Source organism: Virgibacillus byunsanensis (assembly GCF_042675965.1).
Taxonomy (GTDB): Bacteria; Bacillota; Bacilli; order Bacillales; family Amphibacillaceae; genus Virgibacillus_R; species Virgibacillus_R byunsanensis.
Genome location: NZ_JBHTKJ010000016.1, coordinates 21,056 through 37,504 on the forward strand (window position 1 = coordinate 21,056; position 16,449 = coordinate 37,504).

Here is a 16,449-nt window from a genome sequence, read left to right on the forward strand (position 1 = left end):
TAACTTTAATAACTCCACCTAAAAATGCTTATCACTATCCATGGCTAGTGATAAGCATTCCTATCCTCGTCTAATAGACTAATCCAATTGATCAAACGTTTGATTAATAGATATTCTTCCATTTTCCTTGGTGATTCATTGCTAAAGTACTCCATCATACCATTTAAAGTAGCCTAGTTTAACAGATAATAATACTGCAGATGTAAAGACTACTAGCATAATCAATGGAAAGAGCCAATCTGATGTTGAAGTGTTAAAGCTGCGATAGAAAGTTCGCTGTTTATTACCGGTAAATCCTTTTGACTCCATTGCCATTGCGGTTCGTTCCGCCTTACGGATTGCACTTGCGAGTAAAGGGATAGCAAAACGTTTGTATTGGCTAACCTTTTCTTTAAGCGTACGGGCCTGATTAACCCCTCTTATACGATGAGCAGAGTTAATGATTTTTAATTCATCTTTCATCATTGGTAAAAATCGGTAACCTGCTAATACACCATAGGCAATTTTAGGTGGTAACTTTAGTTGTTGGATTAAACTTAAGATGAAATCTACAATATTTGTAGTAAAAATAAACAACAATGATAACGAAGCAACACTTAATACCCTTAACGAGAGTGCCATTCCATTTAAAAATGATTCTTTAGGGATATCAAGTCCTAAAAATGTAACAATATCATTCGGGTTTTCTGGTGCATCAGCAAAAACGATAGTAGTCCAAAGCATTCCAAATGCCAAGACGGTGAAAGGCAGAAAATACAACAGATATCTTTTCCATTCGACCTTTCCACCAATAAAGGTAACAGCGATTGTACAAATCATAAAGATCAGTGGTGTAATGGGGTCGAAAATCAATGCCAGTAATAAAACAAGTAATACAATGGTCAATGCCTTTATACTTGGATTAAGATGATGTAGAAACATAGTAAGCTTCCTTTTCACTATTTTTTAATTGAACAAAAACTGGGAGGTCTAACTGCCATTGCTGTAATAGACTTATTGATTTCTCCCATAATTCAAGAGGGGAACAATCAGCAACTACTCTTCCCTCGTTTAATACAACCACCCTTGTAGCATAATGGTGAACAATTTCCATATCATGGGTTATCACTACCATTGTTGTCCCTTGACTGTGGCGATCTTCTAAAAGTTTCATAAGTTCTAAGTTTGATTGTGCATCCTGGCCAAAAGTCGGTTCATCCAACAGCAGCATATTTTGATTATCAATCATCATGGTCGCAACACTCAGACGGCGTTTCTGTCCCTGACTAAGGGAATAAGGATGATCGTCTTTATGTTGTGAAAGCCTGCATGTTTCCAATATACCCTCGACTTTTTCTGAAATGTCCTTTTGAGGATATTCTTTTAAACGCAGGCTAAAAGCAACTTCATCAAAAACAGTATTGGTAATAAATTGATGCTCTGGATTTTGAAACACATAGCCAACTTCCGCGCGTAAATGGGATTCCTTCCAGCTTTTTAGTGCTTTTCCTCTAACATGAATTGTTCCAGTTGTAGGTTTTTGAATACCAGCTAATATACGAGAAAGGGATGTTTTTCCACTTCCATTTGCGCCTATTATGGCGATGAATTCTCCCTTGTATATTTGTAAGGAAACATCTCGTAAAATATCACGGTGTCTGTTTGACCATGAAATAGTGGAAGCATCTATGAAAATATCATTTGTTTGACGTACATTTTTTACTGTTTCCCAACCAGATGAATCGAGGTGATAAGGGCGGTCTAAAAACTCCTGAATAGTTAAAGGGATAAACTGATTAGGAAAGCCCTTTTGGTTTAAAACATATTGTGTCACTTTCGGAAGCCAAACCCCTTGTTCTTCTATTTGCGGTAACATCGAATCAACTGCATGTCTTAATGAACCATCGTAAAAAACCTCACCATCCCGATTTAATAGAAGACTTCTATCAGCTAATTCAACCCAACCATCTAACTGATGTTCAATAATAATGAGCGCGCAATTAGTTTTATTCTTTAAAGCATGGATAGTTGAAATTAAGTCCTTTGATGCAATAGGGTCTAAGTTTGCAGTTGGTTCATCTAAAATAAGAAGTGACGGCTCTAGAGCTAGAATACATGCTAGGGCAAGCTTTTGTTTTTGACCTCCGGAAAGGGAAGTTATGGTTGATCTTTTATAGGAAAGCATATTAACAAGACGAAGTGCTTCATCAACCTTTTCATCCATCACCTCGTGGGGAACACAAATGTTCTCTAAACCGAATGCCACCTCATCTTCAACAGTTAGCATACAAAACTGTGTTTCCGGATCCTGAAAAACAACTCCAACAGACTGGCTAATTTCACCTGGTCGGTAGTTTGTTGTTTTTCGACCATTTATAAAGATATCCCCACCCATTTCGCCATCTAATTCACGTGGATAAAGCCCGTTTAGACAAAATGTTAATGTACTCTTTCCACACCCACTGGGACCAAGAATAAGCATACTTTCGTTATGTTCCAATTGAAAACTTACATTTGACAAGGTGTTCTTATTTTGTTGATTCTCAAAATGTAGATAGAGGTGGTCAACTTTAATCAATGGATTCATGCTGAACGTTTCATCTTTCGGTATTCTTTTCCTAACGCAAAGTTTGATAAGACACCTGTCCTTGCTAAACCATCACTTAATGCTTTACCTAATAGACCTGCTATCAATGCACCGCTTACCATACGAACGATAAACATCGCTAGTACATAGCCGCTATCTAATGCTGCAAATCCACTTATGAAATAGCCGTAAACAAAACTAGTTATAGCGGCACCAACACCGGCACCCATTAATACCCATAATGAGTAATTTTTCCATCTTGTTGCCGCAAATGCAGCCTCGGCACCAATCCCCTGAATCATTCCAACAATAATTAACATCGGTCCAACTACACTTCCGAGTAAGACTTCGACCATAGCTGCTATTGTTTCGGATAAAAATGCTGCACCAGGTTTTCGTATAATATAGGCAGCGATAATGGAAACGATAAACCAAATACCAAAAATGAGATCGTAACCAATTGGACCAAAGAAGCCAACTAAGATATTACCAACTGGAAAAAAGGCTAAATATACAACACCAAAAACAACTGCAAGTGCAGCCATAACAACGATTTCTTTAAAGCGCCAATTACTCATTGAAGACACCTCCTTTATGTGATGGACTATTTGCTGAAATGGAAACGGTCATAACCGTATGGCTGGACCCTCCTTCAACAGTTGCTGTAAAGACACGCTCTAGTCCATCGAATATAGAAACTGCTTCTCCATCTAGACGAGTCGAATAGTGAGCAGAAGAAACAGTTACATGTTGTTTCATTGCTTCGATTTGTTCATAAATAACATCCATATAATTTCCACCACCTAACGGGTAAAGCGAAAATTTTGCACCTACCGGTTGTTTCATTGTTTTCACTTTTTCTGTATTAATGGTCTGTTCATCTTCTGCCATATAAGCATCACCCGAGGAATCACCAGGACACCCTAATGAGTAGGTTGCTTGAAATGCTACATGTTCACCGGTCTTGGCAGCATGCATGAAAGTAGCTTTTGTCACATCAAATACATGTGTGAGCTTTCCGCGAACCGTCGTGGTGACATCGTCTGTTTTCATATAAACCTTTGATGTGTCCACCTCTTTTAAAGCATCTTTAATAATATCTACAAAGCCGTCACACATTGGGTATACCGAAAAGCTCACTCCAGCAATGTTTGTAGTTCCACAAGTTTGTTCTGTCATACTAAACTCCTCCTGTTTTATGGAAAATTTTCAATATAAAAAGACTGCATCCCGTGGGGAATGCAGTCTGGTTGTATGTTTTGATTGCTTAAAAAGTATAGATACCATACGACGACTGCACTTCCCCACGCTAGTATTATCTAGTTCGGGTACAAAGGGTCAGAACATAACAGTTCTTCTCAGCCGTTGTTTCACAGCTCCCCTAGTGCAACATTCTTTATGCAGTTTTCCTACATCTATCTTAACGAGGATAGTAAACATTGTAAAGCATATTAAAATTTTTACTTTAAAAAATGTGACCTGCGTCACGGAAATGATTGTAAGCTCTTCTTATACTGAAATTAGAAACAATGTATTTGGAGGTGGCTTCATTGAAAAAAGTACTATTCATTAGTAGTAATGAAGACCGTAAACAAGATTTATCTGCATTGTATTTGAATCCGCAACACATTTGTAAACAGGTTCAAGAAGAATATGAGGTTTTAGCCCTGTTAAGGGAAGAAATTTTTGAAATAGTTTTACTTGACCTGACGATGGTGGAAGTGAATATATCGAAGTTTTGCAGTAAAATCAAAGACGTTTCTGATATTCCTATAATGATTGTAGCGGCATGTGAACAGCAAGACAAAATTGTTAAAGGCTTACAATCAGGTGCAGATGATTATATTATTAAGCCATTTAGTGCAGAAGAATTGTTAGTTAGAATAGAGATATTGACACACCGGAAAAAAACCGATAATCACATTGAAATAAATGGTTTACTATGGGATGAAGATCGACATGTTTGTTCTTACCATAAAAAGGCGATTAAGTTAACACCTAAAGAATTTACTATAATGGGTCACTTAATGAAGCATACGAATCAAGTATTTGCTAGAGAGCAATTAATTGACTTGATATGGGGCTATAATTCAGTCACAGATGGTAGAACAGTAGATTCACATGTACAAAATATGAGGGTGAAGATTAGGAATTCAGGCTTTCCAATTGATGATTATGTTAAAACGGTATGGGGTGTAGGGTATAAATGGACTAATCGAACGGATATTAATAATATAAAAAGAGCTGTTCCTAGTTGAGCAGCTCTTTTCTTATCTATCGTAATTATACAACAACCAATGTAGTTACCATTTCGCCATGTCCTTCTCCACACATGATGTTACAGTAGATTTTATATTCCCCTGGTTCTTCAGGTGTAAATGTTGCTTGACCTTCGCCATCGATTTTTACATCAAATTCATCGATACTAATACCGTGGTGACCTTCTTCATTTGTAAGTGTTATGGTAACTTCCTCGCCAGATTGTACTACATATTCTTCTTGGCCTAAATCAAAGTTAGTTGCTGTGATGTTAACTTCGTTGTTAGCTTCAGCTTCTAAAGAACTGTTGTCGTCGCTTTGCTCTGTAGTATCTTTATCTGATTTTTTAGTATCTGCGTTAGCACCACTGTCATCTCCGCCACACGCTGCAAGTACTAAAATTAAACTTAAAAATAATGTTAATAATAAACTTTTTTTCATCATTATTCCCTCCAATTAATTTCTTATTTATTACCTTTACAATAGTGATTATAGAATAAAAGTATCCATTTTTTATGGAGAAAATGAGACGAAAAAATGAACAATAATAAATTATAATTAAATACCTAAATTTACCTGTTACAAGCAATTAACAATTCATTCATCTATATTTTTTAGGGGTAAAATTCATTTATAATTGAATTAGAATAATATCGGCTAAGTTAATTTTTATCAAAGCAGGTGAAATAGTGAAACAGATGACAGTAATCATTACAACAATCCTAGCTCTGAATATAATGTTCGTGCCAAAAGCCCTAAGTTCACCGGACACAAATCCGCCACTGGTAAATAGTGAAGCGGCGATCATGATAGATTCCGATTCTGGTACAGCACTCTATGAAAAAAATGCAACTGCTCAAATGTACCCAGCTAGTTTGACTAAAATCGCTACAGCTATCTTTGCAATCGAATCTGGTAAACTAGATTCTGTTGTCACAGTTAGTCGTAATGCTAGAGAAACAGAAGGAACGAGAGTCTATTTAGAAGAAGGGGAAAAAGTGCCCTTAAAAAAACTTATACAAGGTCTGTTGATTAATTCCGGAAATGATGCGGGAGTAGCGATTGCAGAACATATGAGTGGAAGTGTTGAGGCGTTTTCTGCAGAAATAAATGATTATCTGGAAAACGTAGTCGGCATAGAAAATACGCATTTAGAAAATCCACATGGACTTTATGATCCTGACCATGTCACTACTGCAGAAGATTTGGCTAAACTGACCCAATATGCAATGAATAATGAAATATTTCGGGAGATTTTTGGAACAAAAGAATTGAAGTGGAACGGAGAGAAGTGGGACACGTTGCTTATTACGCATCATAAATTAATGCGGGAGATGCCCTATGAAGGAATAACAGGTGGAAAGACTGGTTTTGTTAGTCAATCAGGTTTTACATTAGCAACGACAGTAGACAGAGAAGATCTAAGCCTGATTGTAATTACTTTGAATAGTAATATGCAAAAAGTAGCCTACAAGGACACCACTAGTTTATTAGATTTTGGATTTGAAAACTTTAAAACAGGTAGTATTTCAGAGGGAATAACATTTATGGTTGGAGACCAAGAATACAGAACTCCCGAGGAACTATTTTTTACACATACTAAAAATGAGCAGGTGAATAAAGAAATAACAGAAGATGGGGATTTAAAACTTATCGATCAAGATGGAACTGTACTAAATTCCTATCATTTAGATACAGTAAAGAAAGATAAAAGAGATGACCCAAAAATGACCATGTCAAAGTCGCAGGATGTTCAGACAAGCTCTTTGTTCGGAGATGATTTTTCCAAACTAATCCTTGTTGTGGTGATCTTAACTATTGGAATAGTTGGTATAATTTACCGACAAGTTCGTAAATCTGAGGAATAATTTCATGAAATATTTTTAGGGTGCAGATAATTATCTGCACTCTATTTTAATTAAGCCCTAAATACACAAGTGCAATTATGAATAGTAACCAAAAAGGATAGTTCAAAAAGGGGAATATTGATTTATTAGATTCTTTACGTATAGAGTTATCCGCTGTATATAAAACTAGAAGTAAAGTCATCGTAACTATTAACGACAATATTCTAATCATGGCATCAGGATTGGACATCGCAACCATCTCACCAAGCATGGCACCCATCATGCCTCCCATTAATCCAGAAAGCGTACCGTCAATAACTGCAAGAAGCCCAAAAGGAATGCCTGCAATAAAACCAATGGTAAACCCAATTATGATAGAATATACAGTTGATTCAAACAGGTTACCGTGTAATACCACTCCAAGAATGGTACCAATTAGTATTCCTGTTGTCATACCTAATGCCATTGAAATGATCATTCCATTCATTTTTGAGATCCACATTCGGTAATATGTTACAAAGAATAAAATGGAAATACTTTGTATGGCAAAAATTCCGAGGATAAAGATAAGCGTATATGACATAATTCATCTCCTAATATAATTTGTCCACTAATTATAGATATTCCATGAAAACAGAAGATATGATATACCCGATGGGGGTTTTACATCCCTTGAATCTGTGCTTAAAACATAAAAGAAACGGATATGGTAATAGTGGAAGGAGGTTACGAAATGTCTATATTAGCTGAAAGTTATATTAGATTTGGGTTGTCCATTATTATTGCAATTGTTCTTTTAGGAATTTTGTTACGATTTAGAGCTAAAAGAAACCCGAAAAAAAGTTCACTTGATATATTAAAAGAACGACTGGAAAAAGGTGAAATCACAGAACAAGAGTATGAAGAAGCAAGGAAAAAACAAGAAATAGAACATTAAATTAATAAAATTAGAAAAACAGGTATAAAGTTGTTGCACATTGCGTAGTATTGGAATATACTCTTCATATAAACTATCTAGTCAGTTTTTATCCTACTATACAAAAAGCAGGTGTTTTAGATGCCGAAAATTTCAGAAGAGGCAAAGGAAGAAAAAAGATTAGCGTTGCTCGAAGCGGCATTGGAGTGTTTCTCGACCAAAGGATATTATGCATCCTCTGTTGATGATATTGTGCAATATTCTAACTTGAGTAAAGGGTCTGTATATAATTACTTTAAAAGCAAAGAAGAAATGTTTATTACCCTACTGCAATATCAAACTAAAACTTCTTTAGAAAACTTAACAGTAGTATTAAATGAAATTGAAAGTCCACTAGAAAAACTAAAATATTGGATCAACATGGATATTCCATATAACTTGAAGAAAAAGAAGATGATGCGCGTACATTTGGAGTTTTGGTTATATTCAACGGATTCACCAGAAATAAAACGCGTTCTAACCGATCGGTTTGATATTGTACTAGGAAAAGTGAAGGATATTATTGCTGAAGGCCAACAAGCAGGTGAATTCAAAAAAGATATCGATCCCGAGAAAGCAGGTGCCATGTTTTGGTCTTTACACGACGGGGTTTGGTTACATGCACTAGTTCGATATAATGAAAAAGAGTTAGAAGCGCTAATAAAAGAGATGGAAAAAACAATGCTATCTTATTTGTTGTAAACAGGCATTATTACTTTTAAGATTTCATAAACTAAACAGTCAGTTTAAAAAAAGAAGGTGAGAAAATTGATTTCCATTAAGAGATTATCAGAATGTAGCTTAGATGATGCACTAGCAGCATGGAATTTGGGTTTTGAAGATTACTTTGTAGATATTTCATTTACACTAGATGTTTTCTTAGGAAGAATGGCAATGGAAGACTTATCCCCGAATTTATCAATTGTTGCATTTGATGGGGAAAAACCAATCGGAATTGTTAAAAGTGGTATTCGTGAAATTAACGGTAATAAATTTGCCTGGAATGGCGGAACAGCAGTAGCAAAGGATTATCGTAAACGTGGTGTTGCAAAGCGATTAATGCATTACCTGCTAGCGATGTATACGGAGGAAAATGTAACTTCAGCAAGCTTAGAAGCTATAAAAGAAAATAAAATGGCGATAGCGCTGTATAAGGGTTTTGGATATGTAGAAAAGGATGAACTTGCAAATTTTTCACTAAAAGGTTCCAAACCCGTTCGGTTGTCGTATGCTCTGCATGAAGATGTTTCTATTATAGAAACACTGCCACAAAAGGTAGGGGAGATCTCATTTTATAAATCGTCCTATTCATGGCAGACCCAATGGCAAAGTGTACAAAATGGGGAAGCAATTATTGCAATAGATAGTTCGCAAAGAGAAATAGGCTATGCCTATTTCAAGCGAATCTTTAATAAAAAGTTTCAACATACCACAACAGTACTTTACCAATGTGAAGCAGACCCTTCCCATAGTAATAGGGAAGAGGTGACTAAATTTCTCTTAACAAAAGTATTTGGAGATTTCTCAGATGATATTAATAGGATTGTAGTTAACCTACCTCGAAAAGCAGGAGCAACGACATATAAATTAATTCAGGAAATTGGATTTGAAATAACGGTTAAACAGGTTTTTATGAAGAAAGAGTGGAGTTGATTTTTTTGTTAATAAAAAAACCGACTAGTCACTTTAATAGAGAAGGGAGGAATTGTAATGCAATTAAGCGAATATAAAAATAGTGTAAAGAGCTTCGCGGTTCATAGCTTTGTTAAAACAATTTTAACGTGTATGCACAGTGTAATTAAAGTTCAATCAAAATCAATAAAAAGTGACCATAAAAATAATGCATCCTATTTGTCAAAACACGAAGAACAGATGATTAGAAATAAGGTTATGATGGATTACGAACAAATTCGTGCAGGTTTAATTAACAGGTATTAATCAAAAATCAAAAAAAGTGTCTGCCATTCTAAGGTGTCCCCAAGTTGGATTTCATACTAAATTTTGGGGTACAACATTCCAGGCAGACATTTTTTTATCGAACTTAGGCGAGAAGACTCCTTCCTCAAAACACGTCAGTGTTTAGGTGGGGAGGATGTCAAATACTTTCTTCAATTAATTTCTTAATTTCCTCTGATTTATCATTATGAAATAAATCGACAATCTTACTTCCTACGACAACACCGTCACAATACTTTCCAAGATCATTTGCTTGTTGTGAGTTGGATACACCAAATCCAGCTAACACTGGTGTTTTAGTCATCAATTTTAAGTTTTGCAGATATTCTTTAACTTCATCTTTATGTGTAGCTCTTGCTCCTGTAGTCCCGGTTACAGATACAGCATATAAAAAACCTTCCGTACGTTCAGTTATTTTGTTCAGCCGTTCTTCAGGGCTTGTTAGCGCGGCAAGTCTAATTAAAGCGATGGAATGGTTCTGAAAATGCTCGACGATAAGTGCTTCTTCCTCTAATGGCAGGTCTGGAACAATAACGCCATCAACACCAGATTTCACACAGTCCCGAGCAAAAGCTTCGATTCCATATGTGTAGATAGGGTTAATATAGGTCATGAGAATAATTGGAATAAAACGCCTTTGGCAACTATCTTGTAACGTTTCTAATACATTTGTAAGGGTGGTGCCATTTTCTAATGCACGTTTCCCTGCTTCTTGAATAGTCGGTCCATCTGCAACGGGATCAGAAAAAGGGATACCCAGTTCGATTGCAGAAGCACCGCATTCCTCTAAAAACGTTATCCGTTCTTCTAAAATATTCAATCCACCGTCTCCGGCCATTATATAGGGAACAAATAACTTTTGCTGGTTATCCAGTTTTTCTTGAAATGTACTTGTTAGTAGGTCTCTACCCATTTGACTCACTCCCTATTAATAGATCTTTGACTTGTTCCACATCTTTGTCACCACGTCCAGATAAACAGATCACCAACGTTTGATTATGTTCCATACTCTTTGCTAGCTTCATAGCATATGAAACGGCATGAGCACTTTCAAGTGCAGGTATTATTCCTTCTGTCCTGGATAGAAATTGAAATGCCTCAAGTGCTTCTTGGTCTGTAATCGATGTATATGTTACTCTTGATGTTTCATGCAGGTGGCTGTGTTCCGGCCCCACACCTGGGTAATCAAGGCCCGCAGAGACAGAAAATGCTTCTTCAATTTGTCCGTGATTATCTTGTAATAAATGGGTCATGGTACCGTGTAAGACACCTACTTTTCCACTTGTTAATGTTGCAGCATGCTGATTTGTTTCAATACCAGCACCACCTGCTTCTACCCCATATAGTTTTACAGATTCATCATTTATAAAGGGATAAAACATTCCCATTGCATTACTACCACCACCAACACAAGCAACAACGGCATCAGGTAATGCTCCAGCTTGTTTCTGGATCTGTTCACGTGTCTCCTCACCAATTACTGATTGGAAATCACGCACGATTTTCGGAAAAGGATGTGGTCCAACGACTGAGCCAATTATATAATGTGTATCATCCACATGACTTACCCAATAACGAAGTGCTTCGTTTACCGCATCCTTCAATGTTCCACTACCGTGTGAAACACTCTTAACTTCAGCACCTAGTAACTCCATTCGAAATACATTTAGTTTTTGACGACGAATATCTTCTTCGCCCATAAAGACGACACATTCCAAGCCTAGTAAGGCACAAACAGTAGCTGTTGCAACCCCATGTTGGCCTGCACCAGTTTCAGCAACCACTTTTCGTTTCCCCATGCGTAGTGTTAATAAAGCTTGCCCAACCGTATTATTAATTTTGTGCGCCCCTGTGTGGTTAAGATCCTCGCGTTTTAAATAAATTTGAGCACCCTCTAGTTTTTTCGAAAGGCCTTCTGCATAGTAAAGCGGTGTTTCCCGACCAACATATTGCTTTAAATAACAGTTCAATTCATCTATGAAACTAGGATCTGCCATCGCTGTTTCATATGCTTCTTCTAATTCAAGTAAAGCAGGCATAAGCAATTCTGGAACGAATCGTCCTCCGTAAGTACCGTATCTCCCTTGTGCATCAGGCATATTATATGGTGTCAATTGAATCATCCTTTCGTGTCTTTTTTGCATTTGCAATGAAGTGCTTGATTTTTTCGTGGTCTTTTTCGCCGTTTGTTTCAATACCACTGGAAACATCAACACCAGTAGGGTTGACGATTTGGATTGCTTGTTGAACGTTTTCAGGATTTAATCCACCGGCTAGTAGTATTCTTTTGGAATCTAGTGATATCTTTTTAAGCAAATTCCAATCAAATGTCGTGCCATTTCCTCCTCGGTTTCTTCCAAATGGACTATCAAGTAAGTAATAGTCGCAAGGGTAATCCTGAATCATTGCAAGTGACTTCGTTTCGACTGGGAAAGCCTTAATGATTTTATATGGTAACTGTTCAGCTATCTCAGGTGGTTCATCACCATGTAATTGAATGAAATCCAGACCTACTTCTTTTGCCGTCTGTAACATTTCTTCTAAGCTAGCATTGACGAATACACCTACTTTTTTTACAGATGAGGGAATTGTCTTGGCAATAGTTGCCGCCTCCTCAGGTGTTAGTTGTCGCTTACTTGGAGCAAAAATGAAGCCGATAAAGTCTGTCCCTGCTTCAACTGCATAACCGGCAGCCTGTTTTGACTTAATACCACACGTTTTAACGAGCATAATTACCGTACTCCCTTCACGTTAAGTGGTATTTTCAATTCCCGGAAAGTAGCATCTAGATTAGTAGAACGCATTAACGTTTCACCAACTAAAATACTTTGAGCTCCTGCATGTGCCACCCGTATTACATCATCACGACTTTTTATTCCACTTTCACTTATAACAATCGTCTTAGGGTTATTAATCATAGATACAAGTTTTTCGGTTGTTTGGATATCTACTTCAAATGTTTTTAGATTACGGTTATTAATACCAATAATTTCAGCTCCTAGTTCAACTGCGCGAATCATTTCATCCTCGTTATGAACCTCGCATAAAACTTCCAAATTTAAGCTTTTGGCATATTCATATAATCTTTTTAATGAGGCATCAGGTAACGCAGCTACAATTAGTAAGATAATATTCGCGCCATTTGCATTTGCCTGATCAATTTGGATAGGGTCAATTATAAAATCCTTACACAATATGGGTACGTTCACTGCTTGACGTACTGCACGTAGATCATCCATAGATCCATTAAAAAAGGTTTTATCTGTTAAAACAGAAATAGCTCCAGCTCCTAATTCTTCATATTCAATAGCTTGTTTTACTGGATCAACATTCATCTGAATAGCTCCCTTTGATGGGGAAGAACGTTTGATTTCTGCAATCACATTCATTGAAGTTGATGCAGTTACTGTAGCCTTGAAACTGGTGTTGTTAGGAACGTTTATGGGTTCAAAGGTTTGTTTTTTTAACTGTGCAACTTCTTTTTCTTTTTCTACTAAAATCTTCTCTAAAATAGACATCTATATCACCTCACTGGGGAGTTCTTGACTATACGTAACTAAGTGTTGTAATTTTTCTAATGCTGCTCCTGATTCAAGACTTTCTCTTGCCATGGATACACCGTCACTGATTGTTTTTGCTTTACCGTTTGTATATAACCCAAGTCCTGCATTTAAAAGTACAGTATCGTAATATGCTCCAGGTTTTCCGTTTAAAACATCTAGTAGAATAGCAGCGTTTTCCTTGGCATCACCGCCCTTGATTTGCTCGTTTGAATAAACGGGTAAGCCAACCTCTGAGGGATGGAGGGTGAATGAGGTGATTTCACCTTTTTCTAATAATGTAATATGGTTCTCACCAGCAAGGGATGCTTCATCCATATATCCAGCTCCATTTATAACAAGAGCTCTTTTTCTGCCTAGCTGTTTCAGCGTTTCTGTAATCATTGGTAACATGTCACGACGATAAACTCCGAGGAGCTGCGTATCTAATGTCACTGGATTTGTTAATGGCCCAATCACATTAAAAATAGTTGGGATTCTCAAATCCTGTCTAACCTTCATGAACCGTTTCATACTTTGATGAACATGTGGTGCAAATAAAAATGCAATGTTATTCTCGTGCAGTAATTTTTCCACATGGTCTTTTGAAAAAGCTAAAGAAACTCCGAGATGATCGAGAACATCAGCACTACCCGTTTTGCTTGAAATACTGCGATTCCCATGCTTTGCAACTTTAACACCAGCTCCAGCGAGTACAAAAGCTGCGGTTGTACTGATATTAAAACTATGTGAACCATCTCCACCTGTACCACAGTTATCCATTACGTCTGGTATACTGGTTAGGTTTTGATTAGATTGTGACCTGATAACCTGAACAAGGCCAGCTATTTCTTCCGGCGTTTCTCCTTTTGCTCGTAATCCTGTTAAGAATGCAGCGATTTCACTATCCGTAATTTCATTTGTGAAGCAGGTTGCAGCTGCTTGTTTCATTTCCTCTGAGGAAAGATTTTCTTGGTTCAGTAATTTTTCAAGATACTGTTTCATGTCGAAACCCCTTTCTGATTTCATCTAGAAAATTTTGAATCATGCTCTGTCCGGTTTTCGTGCCAATTGACTCGGGATGAAATTGGACGCCATATACAGGATACAACTGGTGTTTTATGGCCATTACCTCGTTATCATCCATCGATGTTGCAACAACTTGTAATTCTTCTGGTAATGTCAATTTATCGATGGAGAGTGAATGATACCGCATTACTTCGAGTGGCTGTGTTAAATAACTGAATAATCCTTGGCCATCGTGTGTAATAAGCGATGTCTTCCCATGTTTGATTGTTTTCGATTGTATAATGTCACCGTTTAATGCAGCGGCAATTATTTGATGACCTAAGCATATGCCGAGAATCGGAATCTTTTTATAAAAGGTTCTTACAATCTCTATACATTCGCCTGCTTGTTCTGGAACTCCTGGACCAGGTGAGATAATGATTGCTTCTGGATTTAGATCAGAGACAGCATCGATACTAAGTTGGTCATTCCGAAACACCCTTACTTCGAGCCCAATTGATGCAAAATAGTGATAAACGTTGTACGTAAATGAATCATAATTGTCGATAAGTAAGATCATAGTTTATTTACCTCCATTAATGATTTTGCTTTGTGTAACGTCTCGTTATATTCATTTTCTGGAACTGAATCATAAACAATGCCTGCACCAGTTTGTAAGTAAGCTTGATGATCTTTTACAACCAGAGAGCGGATGGTTAAGGCCATATTTAAGTCGTGATTCACGTTTATATATCCAATTCCACCACCATAAGCACCGCGTTTTTTTTCTTCCAAATCATTTATAATTTGCATTGCTCTAATTTTAGGCGCCCCTGAAACAGTTCCAGCAGGTAAACATGAAATTAAAGCATCAATACTGGATAAATCTGCACGTAATTTTCCGTGAACCTCCGAAACCATATGCATAACATGTTGATACTTTTCAATCCCCATATATATCGGAATTGATATACTGTTTGGCTCACAGATACGACCAATATCATTTCTGCTTAAATCAACTAGCATGTTATGTTCTGCAATCTCCTTTTCATCTCTAAGAAGGTCATCTATATGTGCTTGGTCTTCCTGTTTTGTTTTACCTCGAGGTCTTGTTCCGGCAATTGGATTGGTAATGACATTCCTTCCAGTTGTCTGAATTAAACTCTCAGGGGAAGCACCTAATATTAAATAGTCGTTAAAATCGATATAAAACATATATGGCGATGGATTAGCTTTTCTTAGTTTTCGGTAGAAAGAAAATGGGTCACCAGTAAAATTTGCTTTCATTCGTTGTGACAATACAACTTGAAATATATCCCCATTTATAATATGTTCTTTTGCAGTTTCTACATTTTGCATAAACTCTTGTTTGTTCATATCAGGTGTGAAATGAACAGCTTCATCATCAAAAGTTTCCACTGTTGAAGAAGTGGTTAACGACTTTTTAAGTTCTGCCAGCCTTTTATCTAAAATGTGCTCAGGATGATCGTCTGGGTTTAATGTAATTAAATAAACAGACTCATCACTGTGGTCAAAAACGATAACATTCTTGTATAACATCAGGTGAATATCTGGCATATCAAGTTCATCCTCGAGTACTTCACCGATCTGTTCATAACTGCGTATTGAGTCATAACCGATGTAACCAATCGCCCCACCGACAAAAGGAAATGGTAGATCTACTTCTTGCTTGGGCATATACTGCTGTAAAATAGATAAAGCTGGTTGTTCTTGTTGTTCGGTTGTTTGACTTTCGTGGTCGATAATGGTTGTTCTTCCTTCTTTACTAATTATCTCTTCATATGGATTTGCACCAATAAATGAAAATTTACCTTTTTCTTCATGTTCAAAGGAACTTTCCAAAAGGAATTTTTTCACACCTCGAAGTCCTTTATATATTCCGATTGGAGTTAATGTATCCGCATTTTGCTTAATCATTTTGTGTGGAATTGTTTCCTGTGTTTTCAGTTGCATAATATGTTAAACCTCCTTTAATTTTATTGAGTATTATTATCGAGCGACAGCTTATTAAATTGATCAACGATTCCTTAAAACCGATCAAGTACAGCCGATTTTCGATCAACAGGCAGTAATTTCGAGCGACAGCAAACATTTTCGGATCAACAGCCACTATTTCGATCGACATCATCCCTATTTCATCCCCGAAAAATGAAGGTATAAAAAAGTCCTCTATAAACACATGGATTATGTGTTTATAGAGGACGATTATGACCGCGGTGCCACCTCAGTTGAAAAGAAACAAATTCTTTTCATCTTATTCAGATACAGGATTTATTACAAGTAATTATAATCCGATAT

Annotated in this window: 19 protein-coding genes, 1 riboswitch and 1 other annotated feature (1 of these 21 running past the window's edge); of the genes, 6 read left to right on the forward strand and 13 right to left on the reverse strand. The window is 36.8% G+C overall.

Annotated elements, in window-relative coordinates:
- Positions 1–141 precede the first annotated feature (141 nt).
- Genes ACFQ3N_RS07390 through ACFQ3N_RS07405 form a run of 4 tightly spaced genes read right to left on the reverse strand, consistent with a single transcriptional unit; the run spans position 142 to position 3,745 of the window.
- Positions 142–921: an energy-coupling factor transporter transmembrane component T family protein gene (locus ACFQ3N_RS07390; protein WP_390361020.1), complete on the reverse strand. Its 780-nt coding sequence runs from the start codon at positions 919–921 to the stop codon at positions 142–144.
- Entirely contained in the window at positions 902–2,566 is a 1,665-nt protein-coding gene (locus ACFQ3N_RS07395) for an ABC transporter ATP-binding protein (RefSeq protein ID WP_390361022.1), read from the reverse strand. The genes ACFQ3N_RS07390 and ACFQ3N_RS07395 overlap by 20 nt, the downstream gene beginning before the upstream one ends.
- On the reverse strand, positions 2,563–3,144 hold the full coding sequence (locus tag ACFQ3N_RS07400) for an ECF transporter S component (protein ID WP_390361024.1): 582 nt from the start codon (positions 3,142–3,144) through the stop codon (positions 2,563–2,565). The genes ACFQ3N_RS07395 and ACFQ3N_RS07400 overlap by 4 nt, the downstream gene beginning before the upstream one ends.
- Complete coding sequence (locus ACFQ3N_RS07405) at positions 3,137–3,745, reverse strand: YkoF family thiamine/hydroxymethylpyrimidine-binding protein (RefSeq protein ID WP_390361026.1); 609 nt, start codon at positions 3,743–3,745, stop codon at positions 3,137–3,139. The genes ACFQ3N_RS07400 and ACFQ3N_RS07405 overlap by 8 nt, the downstream gene beginning before the upstream one ends.
- A gap of 105 nt (positions 3,746–3,850) precedes the next feature.
- Positions 3,851–3,959: riboswitch (TPP riboswitch) on the reverse strand.
- A 148-nt stretch (positions 3,960–4,107) separates the two neighbouring features.
- Between ACFQ3N_RS07405 and ACFQ3N_RS07410 the strand changes: the two genes are divergently transcribed.
- Complete coding sequence (locus ACFQ3N_RS07410) at positions 4,108–4,824, forward strand: response regulator transcription factor (protein ID WP_390361232.1); 717 nt, start codon at positions 4,108–4,110, stop codon at positions 4,822–4,824.
- 25 nt (positions 4,825–4,849) lie between these two features.
- On the opposite strand, the gene ACFQ3N_RS07415 is transcribed toward ACFQ3N_RS07410, so the two are convergent.
- Positions 4,850–5,266, reverse strand: a complete 417-nt coding sequence (locus ACFQ3N_RS07415) for a cytochrome C oxidase subunit II (protein ID WP_390361028.1) — start codon at positions 5,264–5,266, stop codon at positions 4,850–4,852.
- A 257-nt stretch (positions 5,267–5,523) separates the two neighbouring features.
- Here ACFQ3N_RS07415 and ACFQ3N_RS07420 point away from each other — a divergent pair, with 257 nt between their 5' ends.
- On the forward strand, positions 5,524–6,693 hold the full coding sequence (locus ACFQ3N_RS07420; RefSeq protein ID WP_390361234.1) for a D-alanyl-D-alanine carboxypeptidase family protein: 1,170 nt from the start codon (positions 5,524–5,526) through the stop codon (positions 6,691–6,693).
- Positions 6,694–6,739: 46 nt separating this feature from the next.
- Here the strand turns inward: ACFQ3N_RS07420 and ACFQ3N_RS07425 are convergent, their stop codons facing one another.
- Complete coding sequence (locus tag ACFQ3N_RS07425) at positions 6,740–7,255, reverse strand: hypothetical protein (protein ID WP_390361030.1); 516 nt, start codon at positions 7,253–7,255, stop codon at positions 6,740–6,742.
- A 150-nt stretch (positions 7,256–7,405) separates the two neighbouring features.
- Here ACFQ3N_RS07425 and ACFQ3N_RS07430 point away from each other — a divergent pair, with 150 nt between their 5' ends.
- The 4 genes from ACFQ3N_RS07430 (at position 7,406) to ACFQ3N_RS07445 (ending at position 9,565) form a co-directional block, all read left to right on the forward strand.
- Positions 7,406–7,609, forward strand: coding sequence for an SHOCT domain-containing protein (locus ACFQ3N_RS07430; protein ID WP_390361032.1), 204 nt, complete (start codon positions 7,406–7,408; stop codon positions 7,607–7,609).
- A 120-nt stretch (positions 7,610–7,729) separates the two neighbouring features.
- Positions 7,730–8,329, forward strand: coding sequence for a TetR/AcrR family transcriptional regulator (locus ACFQ3N_RS07435; RefSeq protein WP_390361034.1), 600 nt, complete (start codon positions 7,730–7,732; stop codon positions 8,327–8,329).
- Positions 8,330–8,395: 66 nt separating this feature from the next.
- On the forward strand, positions 8,396–9,280 hold the full coding sequence (locus ACFQ3N_RS07440) for a GNAT family N-acetyltransferase (protein ID WP_390361036.1): 885 nt from the start codon (positions 8,396–8,398) through the stop codon (positions 9,278–9,280).
- A 57-nt stretch (positions 9,281–9,337) separates the two neighbouring features.
- Positions 9,338–9,565, forward strand: coding sequence for a hypothetical protein (locus tag ACFQ3N_RS07445; RefSeq protein WP_390361038.1), 228 nt, complete (start codon positions 9,338–9,340; stop codon positions 9,563–9,565).
- Positions 9,566–9,722: 157 nt separating this feature from the next.
- Here the strand turns inward: ACFQ3N_RS07445 and trpA are convergent, their stop codons facing one another.
- Genes trpA through trpE form a run of 7 tightly spaced genes read right to left on the reverse strand, consistent with a single transcriptional unit; the run spans position 9,723 to position 16,104 of the window.
- Positions 9,723–10,496, reverse strand: a complete 774-nt coding sequence (gene trpA, locus ACFQ3N_RS07450; RefSeq protein ID WP_390361040.1) for a tryptophan synthase subunit alpha — start codon at positions 10,494–10,496, stop codon at positions 9,723–9,725.
- Complete coding sequence (trpB, locus tag ACFQ3N_RS07455) at positions 10,489–11,727, reverse strand: tryptophan synthase subunit beta (RefSeq protein ID WP_390361042.1); 1,239 nt, start codon at positions 11,725–11,727, stop codon at positions 10,489–10,491. The genes trpA and trpB overlap by 8 nt, the downstream gene beginning before the upstream one ends.
- On the reverse strand, positions 11,684–12,313 hold the full coding sequence (locus ACFQ3N_RS07460; protein ID WP_390361044.1) for a phosphoribosylanthranilate isomerase: 630 nt from the start codon (positions 12,311–12,313) through the stop codon (positions 11,684–11,686). The genes trpB and ACFQ3N_RS07460 overlap by 44 nt, the downstream gene beginning before the upstream one ends.
- A 2-nt stretch (positions 12,314–12,315) precedes the next feature.
- Positions 12,316–13,101 (reverse strand): indole-3-glycerol phosphate synthase TrpC, encoded by a 786-nt coding sequence (trpC, locus tag ACFQ3N_RS07465; protein WP_390361046.1) that lies wholly within the window; start codon positions 13,099–13,101, stop codon positions 12,316–12,318.
- A complete protein-coding gene (gene trpD, locus ACFQ3N_RS07470; RefSeq protein ID WP_390361048.1) occupies positions 13,102–14,127 on the reverse strand; it encodes an anthranilate phosphoribosyltransferase in 1,026 nt (341 codons plus the stop codon).
- Positions 14,111–14,710 carry an anthranilate synthase component II gene (locus ACFQ3N_RS07475; RefSeq protein WP_390361050.1) on the reverse strand — a complete coding sequence of 200 codons (600 nt, stop codon included), beginning with the start codon at positions 14,708–14,710 and terminating at the stop codon, positions 14,111–14,113. The genes trpD and ACFQ3N_RS07475 overlap by 17 nt, the downstream gene beginning before the upstream one ends.
- Positions 14,707–16,104: an anthranilate synthase component I gene (gene trpE / locus ACFQ3N_RS07480; RefSeq protein WP_390361052.1), complete on the reverse strand. Its 1,398-nt coding sequence runs from the start codon at positions 16,102–16,104 to the stop codon at positions 14,707–14,709. Before trpE ends, ACFQ3N_RS07475 begins: the two co-directional genes overlap by 4 nt.
- Before the next feature lie 241 nt (positions 16,105–16,345).
- Positions 16,346–16,449 (reverse strand) — a binding site (T-box leader) (it continues 157 nt past the right edge of the window).